The following is a 25,949-nucleotide window of genomic DNA, read 5'->3' on the forward strand; positions in this document are numbered from 1 at the left end:
TCGAACGTCTGACACCATCGCAGGAAAGGATCACGCGTCCGGCAGCGAGTTACACCCGCCACAGGGGTCCACAAGCATCACTTGTGTCGAGCCACCAAGTCTGCGATTAAAGGCTTCGATTTGCCGTAAGAAACCAGGGCAATGTCGAGATTATGATCGTGATATTTTTCGATTGCCCGCTCGATCGCCGCGATAATCCATTCGTCGCGATTGCCAAAGACGCCACCACCGACCAGGGTCAAGAAGACCTTGTTCACACCACTTTGTGACGCGTTCAAAACGGCGCTGCAGATCGTAGCTTCATACGTTGCATCGAGCACCAATTTGGCGAAATGGGTCCAGTTTTCTGTGGGTTGCTTTCCGTAAGCGACGGGCAGGCCCGAACAGTAGATTTGCGACACGTGATGCCCCGCGCCGGCGAGCGTGACCTCGGCATTCCACTGCAAACCAATTCGCAGTTCACCTCGCAATGCCTCTAGTTCTGTTTCACTGGCCGAAGACAATCGATCAGTGATTTGCTCGAGCCCCATGTCCGTGGGAAAGAGATAGCCGTTCTTCATCGACCAGAGTTGATCGTTTGTATTGGCCAAACGCTCACCCAAGTCCGCGGAACAATCAATCTGTCGTTCCGCGGTTTGCCCGATCGTATCGCCAACGCGTGCAAAGTAGTTCCGGTAGATCGTGCCGGCGCCGCACGCAATCGCGCAAGCGGGCCCCTGAGTATGATCGTTCTCGTAAATTCCTACACCCTGCTCGGGCGTCACTGAAGGACTGCTCATCTCAAGCAAGTTGAATTGCGACGCGACTTGAAACAACGCACCCGCGTTTTCAGCGTTGCGATGCAAGTGCCGAACATCGCCAATGACTTCACAAAATGTCGTACGGCCAGGCACCCAGTTTGACTCAGCGACTCGGGACCGAAGTTCGTCAAGTTTTGGCGTTTCCAAACGACCATACGCAATGCGGTTTCCATTGGGGCAAACGATACGATCACCATCAACCGACAGTTCACTTTGAACCTGTTGCGGGGAAATTTCCTTGATCCCAGTAATGTCTTCAAACCAAGTCATGTCGTTCCGTCGGAATTCCAGGGTGTGACAGTATGCAAAGTGAGATCGCACAGTACGATCAAATTATTAGAACGATACGAGAGGACGTCGACCGCCCAACGCGACCTACTAAACCGAATTCCTAGTCGCGAACTCACGGGTTCGACACGGATGAAGCTTCTAAGGTTCGACGTGTGATGCCTAACTCAACTACTTTGCGGCAGCTTTCAATTCAGCAAATCGTCCACGCATCTCAGCTAACTTGGTTTGATATTGGGCGTTCGCAGCAAGATCATTCTCTTCCATGGGATCGGCACTCAGATCAAAGAGTTGCTCGCGATCAAATTCAGGCCAGTAAAAGTACTTCCAGTTCTTTCGCACCAGGGCTTCGGATGCGGGAATAAAATCCGTACTGTTCAGCATCGGATGTTCGTAGAAAAACTCCGTCCGCCACTCCGGTTTGTCCTTCAACAAGTACAGTGGGCTCAGGTCTTGCCCTTGCATGTTCTCGGGAGCGTCGATACCGGTGGCTGCCAAAATGGTGGGGGCAAGATCCACATTCAACGTGAATTCATCGTTGGTTTGCCCAGCGGTATTCTTTGACATGCGCGGGTCGCGAACGATCAGCGGCACTCGAATGCTTTCTTGATGCGGGTACCATTTGTCCGCGAGTCCGTGTTCAGCATGGTAGTAGCCGTTATCGGTGGTGAAAATCACTAATGTATTTTGATCCAATCCCTGCTTCTTGAGCTCGGCAAGAATGTTTCCACAAGTCGTGTCGACTTCCGTTGCCAAGCGATAGTAGTTCTTCATCATCGATTGATACTTCTCCGGCGTATCGAATCGCCAGTGCCAGCGATTGCGACCTTCATTCTTCTCGTTCCCGACAAAATCAGGTAGCCGTTCAAAAGATGCTTGGGTTGCATTTTCTGCAACCGGAATCGTGATGTCTTCGTAGAGTTGCATGCTTTCGGGCTGAGGCAGAAACTGAAGCGGACTGGAATCCTCGGCATGAGTAGCGAAGAATGCAACAGTCAGACAGAACGGTTTGTCACGAGGTCGTTCACGCAAGAAGTCCATCGCATCAACTTCATTCTTGCGGGTCACATGGATTTTGGTCCCATCGGGTTGGTTGATCCAATGCCTACCATAATACGACCGGCTAAAATCGAACTCGTTCGCTGGAATCGAACCGTTGTGCCACTTGCCAACATGGCCTACGTAATAGCCATTTTGTCGTAACAGACCCGGAAACGATTCCTCCCAGGGAGTTTGCCATGGTTTGAATGAGCGATTTCCGTGTCGTGACATCCATTGCCCCGTGAACAAACTCGCCCGACTGATCCCGCAAATCGATGTTGTGACACAGTTATGAGTGAACCGAACACCTTGATGGGCAAGCGCATCCAAAGTCGGTGTTTTCACAACGGGGTTTCCGGCAACTCCTAACGTGTCATGTCGCCAATCGTCAGCGTACAAGAGCAAAACGTTCATTGCTTCGTCGTTGGCGTGGGGAGACTCTTCCGCATTGGAGTCTTTGAGGTTTGATAGCGAAATCCCGACGAGCACGAGAGCAACCAACGCGGAAAACTTGCGACCGGCATTCATGGTTTTAATAAAGTTAGGCATGAAGATCATTTTGTGGACTTGGTGGAGGCTCGCATCGCCTATTGGTGGATCAATCTACAACATGACATCACTGGGGAAGATCGATTCCAATTCGGTGTGATTCAATTGAAGGACGCCATTCTAAACGAACCGCAATGACACGTGACGCCGTTTGAGCACCGGCATGGCACAACCTTTCTCCATTTCAGCCGTCATCGCGTGACGTTGCCCCGTCCTGATGATTGCGTTTCGATCCTACGTTTGACACGTCCGTGCGTTGAATAATCATGCTCATCCCAGGACGGACGTCTTGTGTGGCTTCCGTGCAATACGCACGCCAGCACGATGGTCGTGGCCTCCTTTTCCGGAATACTCAGAATTCGATACTCGCGAGCTTCAAAAAATTACACCAACGACCTGATCTTCGATGCGGCTATGTTCGCATGAACGGAGCAAGAGCTAGATCATCAAGATTCGACTTTTACATAGAGTTTGCCGATTGAAAGGAATTCGGCGATTAGAGAGAGCGATTGGCAAGCCAGGCCAAAAAATCAGATGCTGCGTGCATATCAGAAATACCTACTCCACCGTCAAGCTGTTTTATCGCCATGATCGCTCAATCACGTCGATAGCCAAAAAGTGAGGAGCGGCTATCGGTCATCATTTTACAGAATGGATTTTAGAATGAAGTTACGGATGCCAATTAGACTAGCTGCGCTGATAGTGCTGGCGCTTAATGTCGCCAGCCAAGCCGACGACCATATGCGTTCGCGCGCTGACAAACATGCTCCGGCCGCGCTGATGGGCGACCACATCCATGATCCCGGTGAATGGATGGTTGAATACAAGTACATGAACATGTACATGGACGGGAATCGTGCTGGTTCGCATCGTCTAAGTGACGCCGAATCGGTCGCATTCGGTGCGTCCAGCGATCCGGTTACCAACCGAGGTGCGTCACCCACCGCGATGACACATGAAATGCACATGCTTCATCTCATGCGAGGAATAACCGAAGACATCACTTTGTACACGATGATCATGATGCCTAGCATTACCATGGATCACATACGCGGTCCAATGAATCCGGCGGGTCCTGGCACATCGTTTACAACGCACAATAGTGGGTTTGGAGACTTAACGATCGGTGCGCTACTTCGACTCTACACGGACGTTGACGATGACGTGATCTTTAATCTCGGTGCATCACTACCCACTGGTGACATCTTTAGAACCACGTCTGAACCAACCGGTGGTGCTGTTGAACAGCCGTTGCCGTACCCGATGCGTTTGGGCTCGGGAACATTCAATGCTCGTCCTGGAATCACCTGGAAGCACTACTATCAGTTTGGCTCGTTTGGCACCCAGTTTCAAACGAACTTGCCGGTCGGTCGCAACTATCGCGACTATTCCATTGGCGACGAATTTCGACTGAATGCTTGGTACAGCCATCTGATCACACACAATCTCTCCACAAGCGTTCGACTAGAAAATCTCTGGCTTACCAACTATGACGGCGAAGACCCACAATCGACTGATGCACTCATTAGCACGAACGTCGAGAGCTTTCGGGGTGGATACTCACTGAATCTTGGATTGGGCATCGCAGCACTAGTCAGTGGACATCTGCTTAACGTCGAATTTGTGCCGACTTTGTATCAGGACCTTGACGGCATTCAGCTTGAAACGGATTGGTCCATTGCAGCAAGTTGGTCAAAGAGCTTTTAGACAAATCGAGTCATTACGTACATTGTCTCACGATCGTGCTCGCCCAAGCAAGCACGATCATGGCTCGATCACAGGATGGTAGCGCCTAGCGTTGTTCATTCGACGCTATGGCTAGCCATTCATGGGCATTCATTCACGCCATGTAATTGCCGTCTCTTGGCATAAGCATATCGAGGCCGCTAAACGATCTGCCTGAGCCTCATTCACTTGAGGCTCATTCACACGAGTCTCATTCGCTCACTTGCACTCGCGGCAGCGTCCAAATCAGCAACCCCATGCCAAGCAGACCGCTGGCAGCGGAACCTACTAAGACTCCGGTTTTCGCCGTATCAAGACCATCTGCACCGAAGGCAAGCCCATCAATGAACAACGCCATCGTGAATCCAATCCCCGCGAGGCAACTGCCGCCCACAAGAATTGGCCAGCCGATGGAATCCGGAAGTTTCGCCCAACCCAGTCGCACCACTATCCAACTGAACAACAAGATTCCCAGCGGTTTGCCAATCACAAGGCCTAGTACGACCGCAATCGCAACGGAATCACCCAAATTCGACAGCTCGATCACTACTCCCGCATTGGCCAGAGCGAACAACGGCATGATGACAAAAGCCGTCCAAGGATGGAGTGTAATTTCGAGGTATTCAAGCGGTGACACCAGTTCGCGTGTAAGCCGTTGAACTTCATGGACTGCACCAATGCGATGGCGATGCAACGCCCATCGCTTGTCCTCGAAGTCCTCCTTCTTTCGATTGAGATACTCGCGAAATCGTTCAGGCAACAAAACTGCACGAGCAGGTGTCTGCAGACCAAGAATGACACCGATCAATGTCGCGTGAATCCCGGACTCATGCAGCATCAGCCAAGCGACCGCGCCAACAATCACATACGGCGGAAAACTCCGAACACCAATTCGGGATAGCACCTGTACGGTCACGATGCACAGAACTGCTAAGAGTAAGTACCCATAGTCGAGCGAACTGGTGTACCCGATCGCGATGACTAGAATTGCCCCGATGTCGTCAACAATCGCCAGTGACAAGAGCAACACTCGCAGGGAATGGGGGACGCGTGGCCCCAATAGCGCCAAGCATCCGATTACGAATGCGATATCGGTCGCCATTGGGATGCCCCAGCCACGCATTCCAGGTTGGCCATACTGCAACGTCAAATAGATTGCCGCCGGTACGACCATGCCACCGATTGCCGCTGCGATCGGCAGCGAAGCTAGCTTCCAACTTGAAAGCGACCCATGAGCCAGTTCGCGTTTCACTTCTAATCCGATAACGAAAAAGAAGATAGCCATCAATCCATCGTTGATGACGTGATGCAATGAATGATGAAAGACAAAGCTTCCAAATCCAAGCGTAATGTCAGTGTGCCAAAATGCGAGATAGCTAGCTGCGTGAGAAGAGTTCGCAGCGAACAAAGCCACAAGCGTGCACGCAACCAACACCAAACCGCTGGCTGCTTCGATATGCAGGAACCGCGCTAAGGGGCGAAGAATGCGATCAACGGGCTGCTCGGGCAGCGGAAAATCAACGTCATCTTGGGTATCAGGTGAAGTAGATTCGTTGATTGTTTGCATTATTCATTGGCTTGGTGTTCCGTGGCTCAACCATGTCAAACATCCACATTGCAAATCTGGTGCCGATACCGTTCATTTTCAAATTGCTGCAGATTCGCAACCAAGAAAGGAAACCTGCGTTGACGGTGTCTACCACAGGTGACGCTATTGAGCCGATCCGCAAGAAGACGAGCGAGACGGAAATGAGGAACGCCACGCTGCCGTTTCATTCTTCGAATTGGAAATTAAGCAACTCTCGTTGACCCTCATTTGCATTCGGAAAGCTGGTGAATCGTCGCGACTGCTTCACTGACAATTCTATCCACCACGTCACTCGCGGTCGCGACGTCTTTCACCTGTCCGGTCACCTGACCGGCATACATGGCCAACTTGTGGAGTTCGCCGGTCATGGACTTTAGCGGTGAGTCGGTGCTTCTGAAATACACGGGACGACCTTCCTCTTCCGCAATCTGTTCACGCGGCTCAATCCTTTCGCCATGCCCAAAGGGCTCAGACTCAATTCCTTGCGTCGCCTCGCTCTTCAAAACCCTTACGGGTGAATGAGGCGGCCAGTTAATGGTGAATGCATCCGTATGAATGGTATCGCCGGCGTTTGCGTCCAAAACTCTACGCTTGTGGATGTCGTGAGCAAAGGATTCCACGGTGGCAAGAAAGGCGGTTCCACAGTGGATGCCTTGTGCACCTAAAGCAAGCGCGGCGACCAAGCTACGACCACTTGCAAAACCTCCCGAACCAACCACTGGTACTGAAACAGCGTCCACTATCTCAGGCACTAACACCAGAGACGATACGACGCCATGCACGTGCCCGCCTGCTTCGACTCCCTGTGCGACAATCACGTCCGCGCCACTGGCTTCGGCAAGGACCGCTTGCTCGACGCTTCCGACTTGATGGATGACACAGCATCCCGCATCCTTGGCTCGTCGAACCGCGCCGGGCACCACATCCCAAAAGAACACCAAATTTGGCACTTGAAGCCGTATGCACTCGTCGAGTTCTGCATCGAAAAGTTCACTCTGGGTTGCTGCCGGAATCAGATTCACGGCAAACGGCTGGTCTGTCAGGGAGCGAACCTGGTGAACTTGTTGTCGAATCTTCTCGGGTGACTCTCGCACCATCCCTAAGCAGCCAAAGGCACCCGCCTGCGAAACTGCTGCTGCCAACTCGGCTCGCGCCACGCCACCCATCCCCGCTTGAAGAATCGGGAAACGGCACCCCAACCGTTCGCAGAGCGGTGTAAAGAGATCAGAGAACTTCGCCACGATCATTCACTCAGCTAACATGAAGGGATGAATTGCGACTTAGACACCAGCATTCCTGATTGGATCATCGAACACCCTGAAACGTCTCGCATTTTTCTCGAATTGGAACTTGATACCAGTTGCGGAGGAAAGTCGCTTTCGTATCTATGTATTCACAAGGACTTAGATCCCACCGTCGTTCTACGCCACCTGCGACAAGTGATCGCTGTCAGTGAGAACGGCAAACGTAGCCTTGATGGAAGCGCTAAGCGAAATTTCAACGCAACTAAAGACGACAGCTCGGATCGGTTCTAAGCCGAAACAGTTCTACTCTTGCAACACTACATCGTGATCACTACATCGTGGTCACTTAGTCGTGATCACTTAGTTGTGATCACTAAGAATGTCGTTGCCTATGACGATCATACCGTCGAAACGGATCACGACCTAGATCCTCGATGGCGACAACCGGGGTTACCGTATCGCACCTTGAGTTGTCACTTCTTAGGGTAATCCTCAACTCCTAGCACCAAAACAACCCACTCTACGCGTCTGAGCATGAATTCCAGGCCCGCGGCACACTTGTTGCATCTCTTCGTTATGCACCGCAGGGGTACAAACCAAAGTCGTCCAAAGGAGCCATTAACATGCTAATGCGAAATCCCGATTACGCCGCCGATGCGAGCGTGTCTATCGACAAACTGCACGAGACCACTGCGGATGCGCCCACCGGCACCGGAGCTTCGCAAGACAAGAATGAATATTCATCTCGCGAGATTCTCTTCGGGCAAATTGTCTTGGCGTTGCTATTTGTAATCGCAATCTTGCTGCGATGGTCGACTTAATCAGGTTCGATCACGGATGCTCGATGAGTGCGTGACATTGATCGATCGGCGAATGCATGGATGGAAGCGATGCACTACTACAGATGCGACCTACAAAAGCAGTGGATCAACGACTATCGCGTCGCGTTCACTCGCGGCACTCATCATTTGATTCGAAACATCTCGATCGACTTCAATGCGAACGAGATTTTCGTTCGCGGCGATGCTCGAACTTACTATGCCGCACAGTTCGCAATACACACGGCCAAGACGCTCGGCTCGCGACACCATCGTTTCCCTGACACCGCCCTCTTGCTTCGCGTTCAAGACCAGTTGCTCGACGTATGCGTTCGACAACGCGTTGACCGCGATACATCGCTTTGCGTTGTTCGATTGGTGAAGTTGAACCTTCGCGACACGACTGTGGCGGCATTCCGTTCGTTTAACAATTCTATCAGTCAAATTCATCAAACCAATTGAGGCGTAGGTCACTCCCATGACAAAAAAGAAGACGATTACTGTTACGAGCGAAGATCGTGAGCGTCTCGAACGACTTTTCGTCAGTTCGCTTGCTGCTGCTTTCTTGGACAAACCTTACCTGAATGATTTGAGGCAGGAACTAGAACAAGCCAACGTAGTGGGTCGAGGGGAAGTTCCTGCTGATGTTGTCACGATGAATTCGACGGTTGTCATCAAAGACATGAAAAGCAAAGAAACGGAGACGTTCACGCTGGTGTATCCAGATGAAGCAAACATCGCTGACGGAAGATTGTCGATCTTGGCTCCCTTGGGAATCGCGATTCTCGGCTATCGCGTTGGGGACACGATTCGTTGGAAGATTCCCAACGGTGAAGGTCGTTGGCGAGTTGAACGAATTGTCTATCAGCCTGAACGAGAAGGGATTCCCGCCTAGAATTCCCGAATCATTGGTCACGAAAAACAACGCCAACATTGTCATTAAGACGTAGAATAGTAAGTATCCGTTTCTGGTTTGGTCCCACCTCTTTTTTGGAGAGTGTTTGATGAAGATTTCAGTCACAACGTCGATGAACCAACTCAGTTCGCAAGCTCGTGATTCCGCGGAACGAATGCTAAGGAGCACGCTTGCTAGATTCACTGAAAAGATTGCTCAGGTATCGGTTCTCATAGATGACGAGAATGGACCTCGCGGCGGCGTCGACAAGCATTGTCGCGTTAACGTGTTGATGCCAGGCGTCGGCGTTGTCACCACATCGGCGCGACACGAAAAAGTTCTGGCTGCGGTCAGCGAGGCGGCACGTCGCGCACGGCGGATAGTCGTTTCGAAAACGAAGCGTCCACAATCGCTGCGAATGCGTCGCCGCTCACATCACAATCAACATGCTCCTCAAGTTGATTGAGCGTTGATGAACGCTTAGCGAAAGTCGCTGGCATTGATATCGTGGCGTTTCAGTAATTTGTTTAGCCCCTGACGCGACAGTCCGGCTTGACGTGCAGCGCTCGCGATGACGCCGCCATGTTTCTTCAATAGCGCCGTGAGATAGGTTCGATCGGCGCTGTCGAGTGCCTCGTCTCTAGAGATCTCTGAAATGTCCAACTCAGCATGTGATCGACGGTCATAATTACGCAGTTGCGAAGGCAAATCTCCCACTTCGATCTCGGCTCCGCGTGCCAGCGTAAGCGTTCGCTCGATTACATTTCGCAGCTCACGAATGTTTCCGGGCCAGTGGTATCGCCGAAAGCAATCCAAGGTTTCCTCTGAAAATCCAATGACGGGCGAGTCCTTGGGACGCAGTCGTTGAAGAAAGTGATTCGCCAATAACAACACGTCGTCACCTCGTTCGCGCAGCGGTGCGAGCTCGATGTGAATCACCGCCAAGCGGTAAAACAAGTCCTGGCGAAAGCGTCCGGCATCTACTTCCGCCTGCAGGTCGCGATTCGTTGCGCAAATGAAGCGAGTGTCTACCTTGACGGCTTTGCTGTCCCCCAACGGTGTGAAAGTTTGCTCCTGGACCGCACGCAATAGCTTTGCTTGGGACGTAGCTGGCAATTCACCCAATTCGTCTAGGAAAGCGGTGCCGTGATCACAATAACGCAGCAGACCTTGTTGATCACTCGCCGCACCGGTAAAGGATCCCTTCACATGCCCAAACAGCACAGACTCAAATAGTGATTCAGGAATCGCGGTGCAATCGATAACCTGAAATGCATTATTAGATCTTGGCCCATTGTCATGAATGACCTTGGCAATCACTTCCTTTCCGGTACCGCTTTCTCCGGTGAGCAGAACGTTGGTGTTGCTTGCGGCTACCCGATCGACAATGTCCATCAACCGAAGCATGGGATCACTTTGCCCAATGATCTCGGGAAACCGATTCTGAGATTGGCTAGGCTTGGCCGCCGTCGTAGCCTCTGTAGATGCCGCCACAGGTCTTTCGATGGCGCGCTCGATCGCCGTGAGTAGTTCGTCAAACTTGACGGGCTTAAGCAAGTAGTCAGCAATTCCAAGCCGAACGCTTTCGATCGCACTGGGGATGGACGGAACCCCGGTGACCACGATCATCGGAATGTGCGAATACTTCGTACGGCCTTCCTTTAACAGTTCGAGCTTCAAGTTCCCGGGCATGTTCAAGTCGGTAAGAATCAGATCGAACGAGTGGCCGCGAAGCACTTCAACGGCATCGGAAGCATCCTCAACACAAACGCAATCAAACCCCTCATCGCGAAGTAGTTCAGCAGTTGTGTTTCGATACAGAGGCTCGTCATCTGCAATGAGAATGCGATGAGGACGAGCGTTGTCGGATAGCTTGTTCATTGTTCGATCTATGCCTGAAGGTTTCGATGACATCCTACGAGGGTCTATTTAGAGACGACAATCCATAGCTCACGCTAATCGTCTCGGCAGTGTCACTGTGAACCGGGTGCCTTTTCCAACTTCACTTGTCACCTTCACCGATCCGCTCATCGCCTCGATGATGCTGCGTGATACAGACAGCCCTAACCCCATGCCCTGACCCACTGTTTCAGTCTTGGTGCTAAAGAAGGGATCGAAAATCTGGTCTAAATGTTCGGCGGCAATCCCGTGCCCTTCGTCAGAAACGTCGACGAGGACATGATTCTTTCTTGTCTCGATTGCGACGCTCACCAGTTGCCCTGGCTTGGACGCCTGCATCGCATTGTGAATCAAGTTCAACAAAACTTGCTTTAACTCGCCCTCTCTCAATACTACTTCGCTTCCGCTCAAATCCTGGTCCGCTTTTAACTTCTCAAACGCCGTTATCACTTTTACCCCCGTTTTGCGAGATAGAGGTTGGGAAAGGGCGATGACCTCTTCAATCGTTTGACAAATCGAAAATCGCGTCGCAGTCTGCTGGCTGGGCCGATAGAGCTGGTACATCTGGTGAGTGATTCCACTGATACGATCAATTTCACGATCGATGAGTTCGAATTTTTCGAAATGCCGTACTTCAGCAGGCAGGTGACGCCTAATCAACAGCAATGCGTTGCGAATTCCAGCCAAGGGATTATTGATTTCGTGGGCGACACCGGCCGCCAATTCACCGAGCGCCGCAAGCTGTTGCATCTTTGACCGATGCTTCTCTAATTCGGCGACACGTGCCGTTCGTTCCTGAACCAACTGTTCCAAGTGTTCATTGTGCAATCGCAATTGCTCACGTAATGCGCGACGATCGGCGATGTCGCGAACGCTAGTCCGATAACCTAGCGAACGGCCGTTCGCGTCCGTCATCGGACGCCAGGAAACCGCGACCCATCGATGTGATCCATCGCGATGCAATACTTTAAACTCGATATTGTTCCCGGAGCTGCCGCTAGCCATTTGCTCCACATACTCAGCCATCCGTGCATGGTCCGATTCATCTATCACCCGGTACGGGTAATCTTCCATCTTCAAGCACTCTTCTGCTGTGTAGCCAGTGAACCGTTCGACCGCCGAGTTCACCCAAAGTAGTTTGCCGTTGCTTCCGTGCCAGCTTTCCCAGTCGTAAGTACACTCCGCGATCGCACGAAAGTACTCGGGGTCGATCTCTTCGGATTTCATGGACTCCTGCTTTGGCATCGGCTCGGAATTGTTCAAAGGGTTCGCACAGTCGGTGGATTGGGTCTGTTTCATCCTTTCATTCTATTGGCACAGCGGCACTGGCCATAAGCCGATCCACGTACTTTCGATCGTCCATGGGCGGAAACTTTGCCAAGGTTCTACGCATTCAATATGCCTTGCAGCGAACGACAACGCCCGTTTACGCAGCGGAAACCCTGGTTGACGCGAAGCAACGCGATGTACCGCGAGAATGATCAAAATCGCCGGAAATCCTCCGTATTATTGCATTTGAATGGAGTTGATACCATTCCGGCCCAATGGTTGCACCGCTTGTGGTTCAGTCGAAGCGAGATGGCAAACGCGTTAAGCAGTACACAACGAAATTGAACACGTTTCCTTTCGCGATCCGCTCAATGCAAAGGAGCACCCGATGATTTCGTTGCTGATCGTTCCACCCTACTGCGATTCACTCGATCGAGATACGAAGGCTCACGAAAATCAGCCGCCGCGTCGAGATCATGTGCTTGCTTCCAGTTCTCGTTTTGCTAATCAAACTGCAAAGCAAGACAACGGTAACTCAAATCGAGACGAAGAACGCTACCTTCTTCGGATTCTAATTCCGCTCTTTTTGTTGTCCGTCATTCCGTTGTTGGTGGTGTCCGCTATTCTCTGGCTGAACCCTGACGCGTTCATGTATCAGTTTGGTCCCGAAAGCCATCCTGATCTTGGTAAGTGATAGATGGACAACGTGCCGCCGACAATGCAGCGTGTCGTTTGCCGGACGGACCAGTTTTGGTCAATAGCTCAGCCTACAACATTCGCCGAACATCCGACGCGAATGTAGGGAAAGCGAACAATGTTGATTTCATATCCGTTGCGGTAAGTCCGTGTTTCATTGCCAGTGCAAACAGGTTGATCGTCTCCTGCGACGCAGGCCCAAGTAAATGTGCTCCGACAATGAGATCACTTTCTTTGTCGATGATCACTTTGTACCCCGCGACCATCGTCCCCAGTTTGCGGACGGATCCCCAGGTCGATGTATCGTCAAAGCGTACATTGACATCGGCCGAGCTTTTCTCGGCTTGTTCTTCCGACAACCCAACGGATGCAATCGAAGGTGTGGTAAAGGCAACCTTGGCAACCGGGCCGTAATCGGGAATCGCTTGCAGATTACCTGATTGCAGATTCTTCGATACGATGCGAGCTTCTTCGTTGGCCACCGGAGTCAACCGCGGCATGTCGCTGGCGGCGCAATCGCCAGTAGCAAACACATTCGGGTTAGACGTGCTGCGCATGTACTTGTCTACCTTGATCCCGTCCCGGTCATGATCAATATCGGCGCGCCCTAGATTCAGACTTGAAATGTTTGGCACCCGACCAGCACCGTGAACAACAAGCCCCACGTCCATAACATCGCCATTGTCTAAAGAAACACGAAACGCCCCGTCGGAAAGCTTATCGATCTGGTTCACTTCACAATCTGTGTGAAATTCAAGACCTTGCGATTTGGAGTACTCCACAAGCATAGCGACGAGGTCGGGGTCGAAACCGGAAAGAACAGATTTACCGCGTTCCACCACGATGACTCGGCGGCCGGTGCGAGCGACAACGTGCGCGAACTCCATGGACACGTATCCTCCTCCAATGAAGAGCAGTTCGCCCGGAAGCTCGGACAGATCCAAAAATTCGTCGCTAAGAATGGCATGTTCGCTACCTGAAAATTCCAGCGGTGCCGGCATCGCTCCAGTTGCAATTAGGATGCGATCTGCAGTCAGCTTTTCTTGACCCACCTCTAAATGGGTAGATCCTGTGAACTTTGCTGCGCCATGAAACGTCGCTATACCCGCTTCACGAAATGAAGCTTCGCTTTCTTTGACGACAGGTTCGGTAAAGGTACGCTTGAATGACTGCAGCAATGACCAGTCAATTTCAACGTTCGCTTCCGCGATCAACTTCCCACTCGCGCTTCGGACTCCATTGACGAGTGATCCGGCATTTGTAAATACCTTTTTGGGATTGCAACCTCGCAATGCGCACGTGCCACCAAACTCACGTGCTTCAACGATAGCCACGCGATGTCCAGCCTTGGCACTTTTTTTGGCAACCGTTCCGCCGGATGGCCCCGTACCTAGGACTACTACATCGAAATGTTGTACAGCCATGATGGACTTCTAGTAGCTTTCGCTAAATGACGTTGATCGAGTTCTCTCGACGAATAGAAATGCAATGATGCTTCAGGGGTTCAAGCGATGACGACTAGCATAGAAACCTTGCCTTAGGGCAGCTCGATCGCTAAACCGTGATTCACGCGATTGGTGAAGTTCGCAAGCGCTACCGCCGCCGCGAGTGTGACGAGTTGTCGATCATCGAGAAACGTTTTGACTTTTTCCACGACGTTCGAATCGACATTTGCAGTCTGAGTTAATTGATCAGCGTACTGCAGGACAGCCCGTTCTTGTTCATCGAACAGGTCGAGCGCGTCCGCGTTCATCGAGTCCAACTGTTCTTCCGATAAGCCGGCTTTCAAAGCAGCTTGACGGTGATAGTGCGAGCAATAGTCACACGAATTCAGTTGAGACGCTTTGTAGTAGGCGAGCTCTCTAAACTTTGCAGGCAGGTCGTTTTGCAACCCATCGTTGATCTGAGTTACACCGCCAAGTACATCCGGTTGATGAGCCAAGGTGCTGAATAAATTGAGTGACTGGCCGAACTTCTTTTCGATGGACTTGAGCAACGGTTTTGAGTCTTCGGGAGCTTCATCGAGTTGAAGCGGATCTACGTATGACATGGTGAACTTTCCTTAGTAGCGAAATGAGGCGAAGGTACAGTTTGGTTCTTTCCCGCCGAAGTCTCATCGTCAGTCGCGTCAGTGGTTGGTTCCTCGTTGTCAGGGGTTGGCTCAGGCACTTCCGCGCCGAGGATGTAGGCCAGCGGCTGAAGTCCGTCATAACCTTCGCAAGCCATTCGTGTGGCGATCAATATTGGCACCGACAAGAAGACTCCCATGATGCCCCACATCCAACCCCAAAGAACGATTGATAGGAATACAATCACAGGGCTCATACTCATCGTCCGTCCAAGGATAGCCGGCGTAATGAACTGACCTTCAAGCGATGTCAAAGCAAGAAACGCTGTTGTGACCAAGAACGCGTAATAGACATGTTCAAAGTTGACGAGCGCCACAACAAACACAATTGCAGCACCCGTGATGGCTCCGAGAAACGGAATGAAGTTAAAGGCGAACGCCATTACTCCCCAAAGGATTGGCGAAGGCATCCCTAACAGCCACATTGTAATGCCCACACAAACACCAAGGCAAACGTTGATGGTAGCGATCCGTGCGAGATAGTTTCCCAAACCTTCTTGCACGTTCTGGATCACCTCCACAAGCTTTCGCCGAGCCGTGAAGTCAGGCAGAGCATGCATCACGCTCCTGAGAAGGTTGTCGCCGGTTGCAAGAAGAAAGTAGAGCAATACGATGCACACGGTTAGAAACGAAACGAAGTTCCCAGTACCGCTTAGATAGGTCCAACCACTCGTCCAACCCGGTTGCTTAATTTCGACTGGCACTGGTTCTTCCTCACCCGGTTCCTGTGCGGTTTCTCCTTCTGCTTCAGCCAGAGTTTCGGTTGCCTCGTCAACATCTTTCAGCCGTTCCGTGACAAACGACAGCTTGTCTTTCACGATCGCCAGATGCTGCGGGGCATTCGCGATTGTCTGCTTTGCTGGCTCAAGCACCACGTAGGTTCCAAGTCCTAGCATTAACGCGATTCCGGCAATAATTCCCGCAGCGGTCACGAATGGGGGAACACCGACGCGGCGAGCCCGTCGAACGATGGGACGTAATGTCAGATAGAGCACCAACGCCATCACGACTGGTATGAATAAGGTACGAGCAAAGTACAAGGCGTAGATCACAAGCATCACCGCGCAAATGCGGGCTGAAACAACACCGGATTTTTGGAGCGTGGGATGAGTATCGGCCTGTGTACTAAGCTGATCGGTCATTGCACCACCGAACCCCGCCTAGCATTCATCAACCCAGTCCGTCTGTATTCCGCCGATGATTCCACCGGAATAATAACCAAAGCAGATAAAGGAAGCTCTGCTCGATGACCCGACTGGCACCATGCATTATTTTCCAACGCCAGAAGAAGAAAACGAGCACCTCGTACGACCAGTTGATCACTTTGTCTGAAAACCGACGCCAGGAAATCTTTGGCTGCAGACGACGCTTTCTGTCGGGGTGATATTTTAAGCATGAGAAATCCTTGACGCTTTAGCGAGTATGGTCGTTGTTACGGTAGATATTCAAAGACGCTTTAGACCGGGTCGATCAGCGGCCATTACATAGATGGCATGAAGTACACCAGGCACAAATCCTAAGACCGTTAGAACACAGTTGATCCAAAAGTGTTTGCTGAGTCCAAACTGCATGTACACGGAGACGGGTGGTACAAGAAAGGCGATCAACAGTCGTATGAAGTCCATGGTTGGTGCCTCGTGGTTTGAGAGGAGAGGAAGCCGACCCTAAGCCTGGCGATACCCATCGCAACATCCATCGCAATTGGCATACCAAAGCCTTGACTAAACGTAGGATTGAATGTTGCTCATAGTTGCAGTTTTTCTGCAACGCTAGCGTCCTTGAACGTGAGCGTGCGATAGGGAAATGGAATCTCAATATTCGCATCATCAAGTGCTCGCTTGATAGCCGCGACAACCACATCGCGACTGCGGCGAACTTCGGTAGGCTTCGATCCAGTCCACCAAGCGACCTCGAAATTAACACTCGAATCAGCGAACTCTTTAGCGAACACTTCGACCGTTCGGACTCCTTGGACCGAGTCGCAACTTTGAACGGCTTCACGAATCACGTCACGAGCCTCGTCAACGTCCACGTCATAGGCCACACCGCAGGTAATGCGGACTCGTCGTTGGGGCTGATCAGTCAAGACATCCACGTTGTTTTTGAACAAAGTAGCGTTCGGGATGACCGCCAACTCACCATCGAGACGTCGAATCATTGTGTTACGAATCGAGATCTGTTCCACCTTCCCGGTGATTCCGTCACATGCAATGAAGTCCCCGCGGTCGAACGGGTAACCCCATAGAATCAGGATTCCGGCAAAGAAGTTTTCGAAGATGTCCTTGAACGCAAAACCGATCGCGACCGACCCTAATCCAAGCACGGTTAACGCCTTTGATGGCGTCATGCCTGGAAAGGCGACCACCACCGCCGTTAACAACCCAAGTATCCATACTGCGATGGAGGCCAGCTGATAAATCAGGTCCTTTAAGCTGGAACGAAGCCCGCGATTGCCTAGCATTTTGACAAGAGTCCAGCCAACGACTTTGGCGAGCAACGCGGTAAATGCCAAGACAATTATGGCAGCGATCAGCAGCGGTGACCGAACCAAAAAGTCTCGCCATAGCGAGTCCAGGGACAATGCGATGACTTCTTTGCTCGAACTTAAGTCAACGGTAGCATCAACCTCTAACTTGTTGATCACTGCGATAACGTCTTGAGTTCGACTCGCGGTAGCAGCGGCCCATTCACGGTGCTCGTTGTTATCGGCTACGCCCGACAAGGTCACGATGCCATTGTCGGAACCAACATCAAGCGATGAATACCAGCCCGAAGATTCAAATATTCGGCGAAGACGTTGCGCGATATCAGAGTCGGCAGCAACGTCGTCGACCTCCACCATGTTGGTCGGCCCAGATTCCGACTCCGATTTGTCCGCCGGGTTGTCTTGCGCATTGACGGAAAGCGTGAGGGCGAGAACAACCGCACCAATGAGCGTGGTGTGTCGGAACATAAAAGACCTGACATGTCGTGATGGACGGAGTGACTTGGCAGAACTCCGTTATGCATTAGCATGCTGGACTTCTGTCAACACGCGTCTATCGCGAATGGCATGCCGCTGAAAGATGGCGTCTACGCAGGCCGCCATTAGCCCATCCACTGAACGGCAGTCAGCCAACGTGGAGGATCTTAGGCCAGTTCCTCACTTTAACACGCGAGCGGGGTGCATCCTGGTTGGACGCTAACATTCGCCCGAGTGATGGTCGCCGACGAGAAATCCTTGATCCCTTGAGGGGTAAGGTGATTGAGTTAGCTCGATCTCGCTACATCAATTGTCACGCATCTATTTAGGTGACGTCGCAGGTGGGGGCGACTGATCTGAGTCATCGACGGGAACAGGCTCAACCACTCGTTTCTCACTTAGCTCGTCCAACTTTTCGGTCAGTTCTTCCTGAGCATCCGCGACGATGACATTGGCATCCCTTTTCGCGTCTAGGATTCGCTCCTCAGCGGCATCTCTAGCATCAGCAACGATCTCCACAGCGTCCGCTTCAGATTCAGCAACCAACTCTGCCGCTCGCTGTCGTGCGTCGTCAAGATTTTCCTGAGCAAGTTCAGCCTCTTCACGAAGCGTCGTGGGCTCACCTTGGCAGCCGGCGATGGCTAGACAAGACAGCAACGTAATGCTGAGCAGTCTCATAAGATTGGACCTATAGAATTGGATGTAGCGTAAAGATCGGTTTGGCGACTTGTTTATGTGGAGACAACACGAGTGACGAAACGTGCACATACGGGCCGCCACGCGAACCTAAGATGATTCAGCGGCCCTTACGAATAGCAATAAAAGAAACGCCACTCAGAACCTGAATATGGCAGCGACCTTCTCTTCACGTTGATTGCCATCGAATCGCCGTACTTCGCCCCCGCGACGCAGCGTTTCTCGCAGTACTGTGTTGAGATCGTTCGAGTTTTCAGGCGACCCGCAAATCATCAACAACTCGATGCGTCCTTTCTGACCTGCGTCACGAATTTCCGCCATATCTCGTGACCCTTTGGAGTTCGCAATTGCGGCACCGAGTCTCTCAAATAGTTTCGCATCGTCCGACCCGATTTGATTCTTTACCGCCTCGATGACGCGTTGATGGAGCGTATCGTCAGACCAGTGCGACGGACTTCCTTCGACCTTTGCGTCGATTGACAATCCAGTCGTCGATTCGAAATGCCCTGATACCTCCTTCGTAGCAACCACAACTAGCGGAGCCCCGGTGTTGTAGATCGCGCCGGCAACTTGGTCACCTACCAGCGACAGATATTGGTCTCGGTCGGCTTCGATCTTATCTTCGCCCTCACCGTGGCCATGGAACATCGCAGTGGACGTTCCAGCAGTGTTGCCAACGCTGCGATGACTCGTGTTCTGTAAACTTTCTTCCGGATCACGAGGCAGTACGAGATCGTGAAATTTCGCGGGAAGTGCTTCCGTCTCCACCATCTCAATTGTTTCACCATCACTGGCAAACAATTTTGCTTCATCCCACGTTAAGGTAAGCACGAAGAAACCACCGTCTGATGATCCAGATCGGAGAAGCGGCAGCAGGAAAAATGAGTCATCAACGACCACACGTTCGTCAACTTGGTGTTTCAGTTCGATAAAACGGACATCGTCCTTGGTCAACAACACCGCCAAACCTTCTCCTTGATGCTGCCAAAAACTCGAGTTGGTTGATAACGACTCAATGGGGTCAAGAATCGAACGGTCATGCCCAGAGTCCTTCAACTTCTGGCCTGCTTTGCCAACGAGGTTCTTAAATCGAATGATATCCTGTTGAGTTTCAGGTCCTGAACGATGCGTGGGCATGAGTATTGTGACACAGGGATCGCCAGAGATCTCGGCGAGTTGCTTCAATTCATCTCGCATCAATGGACGTAGGGAAAAGTCTTGGCTAGCTGTGGACATCTGAATCTCGCTTGAAAGAGGAAGCGTGTTGTTTCCAAACCGTTCAACGCAAATTGGATGCCGATAATCGAGTCAATCGAACTGCCCAGCATTCATCTGCGGCACAAGAAATTTGCTCGCAGGACAAGAACGCCTACATAAAGTTGAAGTGGCTCAGCCGATCCTTGCACACAGGATCCAATCGAGGCACACGTAAGAATCGAAATTCGGAGGGTTGACCACTCTCGGGAATTTCAACCGCTGTTAAATGCCCCGCATCAAGAAACACACCGCTATCCAAATTAAGCGTGCCATCGTGGATGACGGATTTGAAAACCAACTCGTCGTCTCGCCAAGGAGTCGTGTCAGCAACAAATGAATAGAGATAGCACAGCGGTGTATGCCCGTGAATCACAAGTTCTGAAAAACCTGGAGTATGGCCCAGCCAATCGCGATTCCAACACAGATCACTCGCATCCATATTCAGTTGAGATTCGATCGCTTGTCGAACGTCACTCATCGCAATGTGTTCCGGACGCATTCCTGAATGCACAAACAAACAATTCCGCGCGATATGGTGAGTCCTGCACCGGCTAAGCAAATCAAGATGACGTTGCGGAAGTCGCCACTCTTTATCATCCAGCTTTGATGAAACCGTTTCGAAGTGCTTGATGGGATGGTCATTTCGGAACGCCCAAAATTCGCGAATATCCGCAACCTCTCGACCGTAGGATTTCAAGGTCGCCCAAACCTCATTGCTCCGCAACAAACAACTGATTGCGGCACCGCTGAAGATCGACTCGGGCATGTTGCTAAGATCAACATTCGCACCGGCCAATTGCTGCAGTGCTAACAACATCACCTCGTGATTCCCCAACAATACAATAAGATTGATGCCACGATCTTCCAGCTCAACCAACTGAGCGTGAACGCCTTGAGAATCCTCGCCCTTGGAAGAAAGATCTCCCGTGGACAAGAACGTGTCGCCGGGGGCGAGGTCCAAAATCTCCAACATTTTTGCCAGCGTTTGACTGCATCCGTGAATATCCCCCACTGCTACAAAACGGCTCATCGTGCGGACACCTCATCACAAGTGACCTGTCCACCTCTGCGTGCTTCAATTACCGTCGTCATCGTATTCCTGATCTAGCGTGATTGGGTTATCGCAGCAGTATACCGCGTGGAAGTCTCGGGCGAAGAGATGCCATGGTCACTCTTTGAGCCCGGGATGCGACGGCACGTGACTTCCCCGATAGTTAATGCCTCATCCGCGAGCCAACAAGCCACGCCAATCAATCGCACCGAGCGAATTCTAAAGCGAAGCACGGAAGCAACCGCAACCATTGCCGTCGACGAACCGCCTCGATCCCCCCACCACTTCATGATTCAAGACGGTTTCGAACTGAAGCAGTTCCCATGCGGCCAAGATACCGTACGCAACTAGTGGCCCCACGTCAGCGATGACGGAAAAAAGATCATCGCAATGCCGAGAGCAAGAATCACGACTCCGCTAATCAGTTTTAGCCAACGTCCTTCGCGTTCTTGCAACTTGCGATGAGAAAGAGTTGCCACGACGATGGTCAACAAGAACGCGTCGTCGAGCATGTAGGCAGCGATGTACAACGCGAGATACGCGTAGTTCTGCCACGCGGGCAAACCATGCAGGGTTAAAATTTGAGTGTAAAGCGCGGGAAGTCCCGCCGTGCACAGCAACTCCACCGTATTGACGACAACGGCTAGCACCACAGCACCTCCGACCGCCACGCTTAGGTACTTAGCCTCCACGATCTTCCTGACTCGCCGGTATAGCCCCGGCTTTTGACTTTCAGGTATCGAAAAAGAAATCCCTTTTTTGAAGGCGAAGAAATCTTTTACATTCACGATTCCGATCAGCAAAGCAAAAACGCCAAGTATGACCTGGACAGGACGAGCAATCCCGATCAACAAAAAGACGTTCAACCATGTTGCCATGAACGCGTAGTAAGCCAACCCGCTGACGACGACAAACGTGCCGGCAATAAGAATGATTTTGCGACGGTCTTTAATGTTGACTAAGACCGATAGCAGGAACACCAACACCCACATCGCGCAAGGGTTAAATCCGTCAACGATTCCCACCGCGAAGGTAAACAGGGGCAATCCCAAGTCATCCACGCGCAATCGACCCAATACGGGAACATCAATCACTTCTTCCGGCATCGCCTCCTGCTGTGTCACTGATTCCACAGATGCGATGCCTATATCATCCTCGTTCGCTTCATCGGGCAATTCGAAATCGAACTCAGGTTCATCGTCCTGCATGGGAAGGTTGGCAAAATGCAACATCGTCGACGAAGCTGTCGATTCCCCGTCTGGTTGAACATTGCTCCGTTGGATCAACTGTTCGATCTGAATCCCCGTAATGTCGTCACCTTGGAAACCGACGATCACGTGCCCGGCTAGATCAAAGGTAGGCAATCCCGGAACACTACCACCGGCATGGCACAAGGCTTGCCAACGAGCACGAGCTAAATCATCACTTCCGACATCCGATATCCGAAAACGAATGGCTGGCCAACGCGGTTGCAGCCGCGAAAGAAATTGCTTTGCGTCTGCACATCGCGGGCACGTATTTCGTGTGTAGACGTCGGCGGTAAATAGTCCTTCGATCGCAGGCCCACTTTCGGCCGCACTTTGAAATCCGAAGTAGACGCGGTCCAAGCAGTAAAAAGCTGGAACGCTGGGTTTGTCGCGTCCAGCCTTCTTACTAATTTTGTAAAGCCGGGCGAGTTGCGGGCGTTCCTTGACAACATCATGAACAACAACGTCCAACCCGGGAACACGGCGGGCGAGATCCTCAACATACCGTTCGACGGTTCGCGTCGATGGAAGATCACCACGAACGAATACCTCCATGAATACCACGTTGACATCCGGATTCGCGACGGGCGGATCCTGAGCAAGAACGCCCGGACCCCACACCATCATCATTAGGATACTTGCGAGCGGGATTAGCTTTGGAAACATGTCGTTGACGATGATCAGGTGGATGCGGAACACGGACCGATGTCCAATGTGGGGTGACTTTCGCAACCGGTATGCCAGTCGATGCATTGCCAGTAGGGTTAAACAGTCGCAGTCTCATGCGAATGCGGGTCTGGTTGATTTACCTGATGATGATGCAGTTCGAATTTTCAAAACTGCGGTTCGTACAGAGTCCTGCTGTTTGTGCAAATGATTGGCACGTTGATCGGACTGAGCCAATCCGCTCGCTTTACTGTGCGAACGATGCAAGACTTTGGGGCGAACTATGTCTCGGCTTCGCGATAGGGCGACTCCGACAAGCCACAGCTTGCTTGGCATTGCAATTGCATCGCACACCCATGCGACAGCACCTTTGAAACGCATCCCTGATCCGGTGAGCTGCACCGCAGACTTCCATCAATCTGATTCGCTGGCAATGAATAACGAAACTGCTCCGTCGAAAGCTGTCTACGCATCCACTTCCGAAACCGTGCTTGACTCACTTGGCACCAATGTTTCTCTGGGGCTAACATCCGACGAGGCAAAGGCTCGATTGCAGCAGTTTGGACCTAACGCACTGCAATCCGCGGCGGTCGTACGGTGGTATCACGTTCTCGGTCGACAATTTACCGACGTTTTGATTGTGATCTTGGCGATTGCGGCAGTTGTCTCGTTTGCGGTGGGAGAGGTTGCGGACGCTTTGACGATCGTCGCAATCGTCTTGCTCAATGGTGTCCTGGGCTTTGTCCAAGAGTGGAAGGCAGAACGCGCGATAGAAGCGTTGCAGAAAATGCTGAGCCCACAATGCACCGTGGTTCGCGATGGAGACGAGAAGAAAATTGACGCGGTGGAACTGGTGCCCGGCGACATCGTTCAGTTGGAAACAGGCGATTCCGTTCCCGCAGACTTGCGCTTCATTCAAGCACGCAATGTACGTGTCGATGAATCTGCCTTGACGGGCGAATCCGATTCGATTCCCAAGCAGACTCAGGCCGTTGATGCTGGTGCCCCTTTAGCGGAACGTGCCTGCATGGCATGGATGGGTACTGCCGTAACGGCGGGTCGCGCCGCGTGTGTCGTCACCGCGACCGGCCCGCAAACTCAATTCGGTCAAATTGCCAAGATGACCGAATCGCTCGGTCACGAAACAACTCCTTTGCAGATTCAACTAAGCCGACTTGGGAAACAACTTGGTGCGTTTGCAGTTTTCGTTTCTATCGCAGTCGCGGTTGCCGGTTGGTGGATGGGGCAACCCGTTTTCGACATGTTCCTCACTGGAATCTCCCTGGCGGTTGCGGTCGTTCCCGAGGGATTGCCAGCGGTTGTCACCCTTACCCTTGCACTTGGGGTGCGAGAGATGGTGAGGCGCAAAGCTCTGCTTCGACGACTCAGAGCAGCGGAAACACTTGGTGCCGCCACGATTGTTTGCACTGACAAAACAGGAACGCTCACTCAGAACCAAATGACCGTCCGCAAGATCTGGCTTGCCGCCGGAGAGGTCGATGTGACTGGAATCGGATATGACCCAGCGGGTCATTTCGTTTCGCAAGGTGAAAAACTTGACTACCGATCAAGAAGCGATTTGATCGCCATGCTGGAATCCGGACTACGATGCAACCACGCCAAGCTTCGTCACGATAGCGATGGTTGGCACGAAAGCGGCGAACCCACCGAAGCTGCAATCGTGGTAGCTGCCCACAAAGCTTGGTTGGACCCAGTCAACGAGCACGAAACGATCGAAGAGTTCTCGTTCACATCGTCGCGCAAACGAATGACAATTGTTCAATGCGAAACGCAGAATGCCACTGCCCATAGCAAGGGGGCTCCCGAGGTGCTGTTGCCTTTGTGCTCACGAATTCGTGATGGCGACCAAGTTCGTGACTTCAACCAAACGGACCGCGACGCAGTCGAAACTGCAATCACAACCATGGCTGAGCTCGGTCTACGTACGCTGGCAATCGCTCGTCGCGAATTCTCCCGAGAACACGTGAACGTATGCGACGAGAATGAGATCGAACAAGACTTCACGCTGCTAGGAATCGTTGGAATGCTTGATCCGCCAAGATCGGAAGTTTCTGAAGCAATCTCGTTAGCTGTATCCGCTGGCATTCGTGTGCTGATGATCACCGGCGATTCGCCTCAGACCGCTACAGCGATTGCTCAAAAGATAGGACTGCCGGTCGAACGTTCGGTTACGGGCGGTGAGATTGATCAGTTCGATTCCGACCAACTGAGTCGTTTACTGGAAAAAGATGTTGTCTTCGCTCGAACCACGCCCGAACACAAACTGCGGATTGTTGAATCCTTGCAAGCGGCCGGTCACGTCGTAGGCATGACCGGTGACGGTGTCAACGACGCGCCGGCCTTAAAGCGTGCGGACATCGGCATCGCGATGGGGCGACGAGGCACAGATGTCGCGAAGGGAGCATCGGACATGATCCTAACCGACGATAACTTCAGCAGTATTATCAGCGCGATCGAAGAAGGACGTCGCCAGTATGCTAACATCCAAAAGTTTGTTCGCTATCTTTTGTCGTCCAACACTGGCGAGGTGGTGCTGATCTTCGTGAACATTCTGATCGGTGGTCCGCTGGTCTTGTTGCCTGTCCAGATTCTATGGATGAACTTGGTAACAGACGGGCTAAGCGCTGTGGCGTTGGGATTGGAACCTGCCGACAAATCAATGATGCAACGGCCTCCGCGGCGTCCTGATTCGCCAGTCATTGATGGCTACGGATTTGCATTGATTGCTGCGCTGGGAACCTACATCGGCTTGGCGACGCTGTGGCTTTTCCACAATTACCTGATCAGCGATGATGCGAGGAAAATTGCGGTTGCTCAAACAGTTGCGTTCACTTGCATTGTGATGATTGAGAAAGCGAATGTGTTCAACTTCCGATCGTTGACCAATCCACTGCATCGACTTGGATTGCTGACCAATCCTTGGGTGTTGATCGCTGTCGCCTTCACCATCGCATTGCAGGTCGCGGCGGTGTATGTACCGTTTCTTCAGGACGCTCTTCACACCGTTCCTTTGAACCTAGGCGACTGGGCACGAATCGCAGCTCTTTCGCTTCCGATCCTGTTGGTTACCGAGAGCGTCAAGTGGTGGCGTGCGACCTAGCGATTCAAG

At 51.9% G+C, this 25,949-nt stretch carries 25 protein-coding genes; 10 read left to right on the forward strand and 15 right to left on the reverse strand.

Features of this window, described 5'->3' with window-relative positions; translation table 11 throughout:
* Positions 1-77: 77 nt before the first annotated feature.
* Both Pla22_RS23960 and Pla22_RS23965 read right to left on the reverse strand, forming a co-directional pair.
* Positions 78-1,070, reverse strand: coding sequence for a hypothetical protein (locus Pla22_RS23960; RefSeq protein WP_146517435.1), 993 nt, complete (start codon positions 1,068-1,070; stop codon positions 78-80).
* A gap of 189 nt (positions 1,071-1,259) precedes the next feature.
* Entirely contained in the window at positions 1,260-2,678 is a 1,419-nt protein-coding gene (locus Pla22_RS23965) for a sulfatase family protein (protein ID WP_242632305.1), read from the reverse strand.
* Positions 2,679-3,353: 675 nt separating this feature from the next.
* Between Pla22_RS23965 and Pla22_RS23970 the strand changes: the two genes are divergently transcribed.
* Positions 3,354-4,385 (forward strand): transporter, encoded by a 1,032-nt coding sequence (locus tag Pla22_RS23970; protein WP_146517436.1) that lies wholly within the window; start codon positions 3,354-3,356, stop codon positions 4,383-4,385.
* A gap of 229 nt (positions 4,386-4,614) precedes the next feature.
* Here Pla22_RS23970 and nhaA read toward each other — a convergent pair whose 3' ends face one another.
* The gene (nhaA, locus tag Pla22_RS23975) at positions 4,615-5,838 is read right to left on the reverse strand and encodes a Na+/H+ antiporter NhaA (RefSeq protein ID WP_242632326.1); all 1,224 of its coding nucleotides are present in this window, start codon (positions 5,836-5,838) and stop codon (positions 4,615-4,617) included.
* Between the two features lie 377 nt (positions 5,839-6,215).
* The gene (locus Pla22_RS23980; RefSeq protein ID WP_207310476.1) at positions 6,216-7,232 is read right to left on the reverse strand and encodes an NAD(P)H-dependent flavin oxidoreductase; all 1,017 of its coding nucleotides are present in this window, start codon (positions 7,230-7,232) and stop codon (positions 6,216-6,218) included.
* Between the two features lie 27 nt (positions 7,233-7,259).
* Here Pla22_RS23980 and Pla22_RS23985 point away from each other — a divergent pair, with 27 nt between their 5' ends.
* From Pla22_RS23985 to Pla22_RS24005, 6 genes are all read left to right on the forward strand, one after another.
* Positions 7,260-7,526, forward strand: coding sequence for a hypothetical protein (locus Pla22_RS23985; RefSeq protein ID WP_146517439.1), 267 nt, complete (start codon positions 7,260-7,262; stop codon positions 7,524-7,526).
* Positions 7,527-7,559: 33 nt separating this feature from the next.
* Positions 7,560-7,724: a hypothetical protein gene (locus Pla22_RS25435; RefSeq protein WP_165440816.1), complete on the forward strand. Its 165-nt coding sequence runs from the start codon at positions 7,560-7,562 to the stop codon at positions 7,722-7,724.
* Positions 7,725-7,858: 134 nt separating this feature from the next.
* The gene (locus tag Pla22_RS23990) at positions 7,859-8,056 is read left to right on the forward strand and encodes a hypothetical protein (protein ID WP_146517440.1); all 198 of its coding nucleotides are present in this window, start codon (positions 7,859-7,861) and stop codon (positions 8,054-8,056) included.
* A gap of 27 nt (positions 8,057-8,083) precedes the next feature.
* Positions 8,084-8,515, forward strand: a complete 432-nt coding sequence (locus tag Pla22_RS23995; RefSeq protein WP_146517441.1) for a hypothetical protein — start codon at positions 8,084-8,086, stop codon at positions 8,513-8,515.
* Between the two features lie 16 nt (positions 8,516-8,531).
* Entirely contained in the window at positions 8,532-8,948 is a 417-nt protein-coding gene (rnk, locus tag Pla22_RS24000) for a nucleoside diphosphate kinase regulator (RefSeq protein ID WP_146517442.1), read from the forward strand.
* A gap of 109 nt (positions 8,949-9,057) precedes the next feature.
* Positions 9,058-9,414, forward strand: coding sequence for a hypothetical protein (locus Pla22_RS24005; RefSeq protein ID WP_146517443.1), 357 nt, complete (start codon positions 9,058-9,060; stop codon positions 9,412-9,414).
* A 14-nt stretch (positions 9,415-9,428) separates the two neighbouring features.
* Here Pla22_RS24005 and Pla22_RS24010 read toward each other — a convergent pair whose 3' ends face one another.
* A complete protein-coding gene (locus Pla22_RS24010) occupies positions 9,429-10,829 on the reverse strand; it encodes a sigma-54-dependent transcriptional regulator (RefSeq protein WP_146517444.1) in 1,401 nt (466 codons plus the stop codon).
* 69 nt (positions 10,830-10,898) lie between these two features.
* Complete coding sequence (locus Pla22_RS24015; protein WP_146517445.1) at positions 10,899-12,146, reverse strand: two-component system sensor histidine kinase NtrB; 1,248 nt, start codon at positions 12,144-12,146, stop codon at positions 10,899-10,901.
* A 358-nt stretch (positions 12,147-12,504) separates the two neighbouring features.
* Here Pla22_RS24015 and Pla22_RS24020 point away from each other — a divergent pair, with 358 nt between their 5' ends.
* Positions 12,505-12,810, forward strand: a complete 306-nt coding sequence (locus Pla22_RS24020; protein ID WP_146517446.1) for a hypothetical protein — start codon at positions 12,505-12,507, stop codon at positions 12,808-12,810.
* Positions 12,811-12,883: 73 nt separating this feature from the next.
* Here the strand turns inward: Pla22_RS24020 and Pla22_RS24025 are convergent, their stop codons facing one another.
* From Pla22_RS24025 to Pla22_RS24060, 8 genes are all read right to left on the reverse strand, one after another.
* Complete coding sequence (locus Pla22_RS24025) at positions 12,884-14,236, reverse strand: dihydrolipoyl dehydrogenase family protein (RefSeq protein ID WP_146517447.1); 1,353 nt, start codon at positions 14,234-14,236, stop codon at positions 12,884-12,886.
* A 113-nt stretch (positions 14,237-14,349) separates the two neighbouring features.
* The gene (locus tag Pla22_RS24030) at positions 14,350-14,862 is read right to left on the reverse strand and encodes a carboxymuconolactone decarboxylase family protein (protein WP_146517448.1); all 513 of its coding nucleotides are present in this window, start codon (positions 14,860-14,862) and stop codon (positions 14,350-14,352) included.
* A complete protein-coding gene (locus Pla22_RS24035) occupies positions 14,850-16,082 on the reverse strand; it encodes an AI-2E family transporter (RefSeq protein WP_146517449.1) in 1,233 nt (410 codons plus the stop codon). The genes Pla22_RS24030 and Pla22_RS24035 overlap by 13 nt, the downstream gene beginning before the upstream one ends.
* A gap of 303 nt (positions 16,083-16,385) precedes the next feature.
* Entirely contained in the window at positions 16,386-16,565 is a 180-nt protein-coding gene (locus tag Pla22_RS24040) for a YqaE/Pmp3 family membrane protein (protein WP_146517450.1), read from the reverse strand.
* Between the two features lie 119 nt (positions 16,566-16,684).
* Positions 16,685-17,893 (reverse strand): mechanosensitive ion channel family protein, encoded by a 1,209-nt coding sequence (locus Pla22_RS24045; RefSeq protein ID WP_146517451.1) that lies wholly within the window; start codon positions 17,891-17,893, stop codon positions 16,685-16,687.
* Positions 17,894-18,223: 330 nt separating this feature from the next.
* Positions 18,224-18,580 carry an ATP synthase F0 subunit B gene (locus tag Pla22_RS24050; protein ID WP_146517452.1) on the reverse strand — a complete coding sequence of 119 codons (357 nt, stop codon included), beginning with the start codon at positions 18,578-18,580 and terminating at the stop codon, positions 18,224-18,226.
* 156 nt (positions 18,581-18,736) lie between these two features.
* Positions 18,737-19,834: a baeRF3 domain-containing protein gene (locus Pla22_RS24055; protein WP_146517453.1), complete on the reverse strand. Its 1,098-nt coding sequence runs from the start codon at positions 19,832-19,834 to the stop codon at positions 18,737-18,739.
* A gap of 133 nt (positions 19,835-19,967) precedes the next feature.
* Complete coding sequence (locus Pla22_RS24060) at positions 19,968-20,885, reverse strand: metallophosphoesterase (protein ID WP_146517454.1); 918 nt, start codon at positions 20,883-20,885, stop codon at positions 19,968-19,970.
* A gap of 168 nt (positions 20,886-21,053) precedes the next feature.
* Here Pla22_RS24060 and Pla22_RS24065 point away from each other — a divergent pair, with 168 nt between their 5' ends.
* On the forward strand, positions 21,054-21,257 hold the full coding sequence (locus Pla22_RS24065) for a hypothetical protein (RefSeq protein ID WP_146517455.1): 204 nt from the start codon (positions 21,054-21,056) through the stop codon (positions 21,255-21,257).
* Here Pla22_RS24065 and Pla22_RS24070 read toward each other — a convergent pair.
* On the reverse strand, positions 21,254-22,852 hold the full coding sequence (locus tag Pla22_RS24070; RefSeq protein ID WP_146517456.1) for a glutaredoxin family protein: 1,599 nt from the start codon (positions 22,850-22,852) through the stop codon (positions 21,254-21,256). The two genes, Pla22_RS24065 and Pla22_RS24070, sit on opposite strands and share 4 nt — an antisense overlap.
* Before the next feature lie 337 nt (positions 22,853-23,189).
* On the opposite strand from Pla22_RS24070, the gene Pla22_RS24075 reads away from it, so the two are divergent.
* A complete protein-coding gene (locus tag Pla22_RS24075; RefSeq protein ID WP_242632306.1) occupies positions 23,190-25,940 on the forward strand; it encodes a cation-translocating P-type ATPase in 2,751 nt (916 codons plus the stop codon).
* Positions 25,941-25,949 lie beyond the last annotated feature (9 nt).

The organism is Rubripirellula amarantea (assembly GCF_007859865.1).
GTDB lineage: Bacteria > Planctomycetota > Planctomycetia > Pirellulales > Pirellulaceae > Rubripirellula > Rubripirellula amarantea.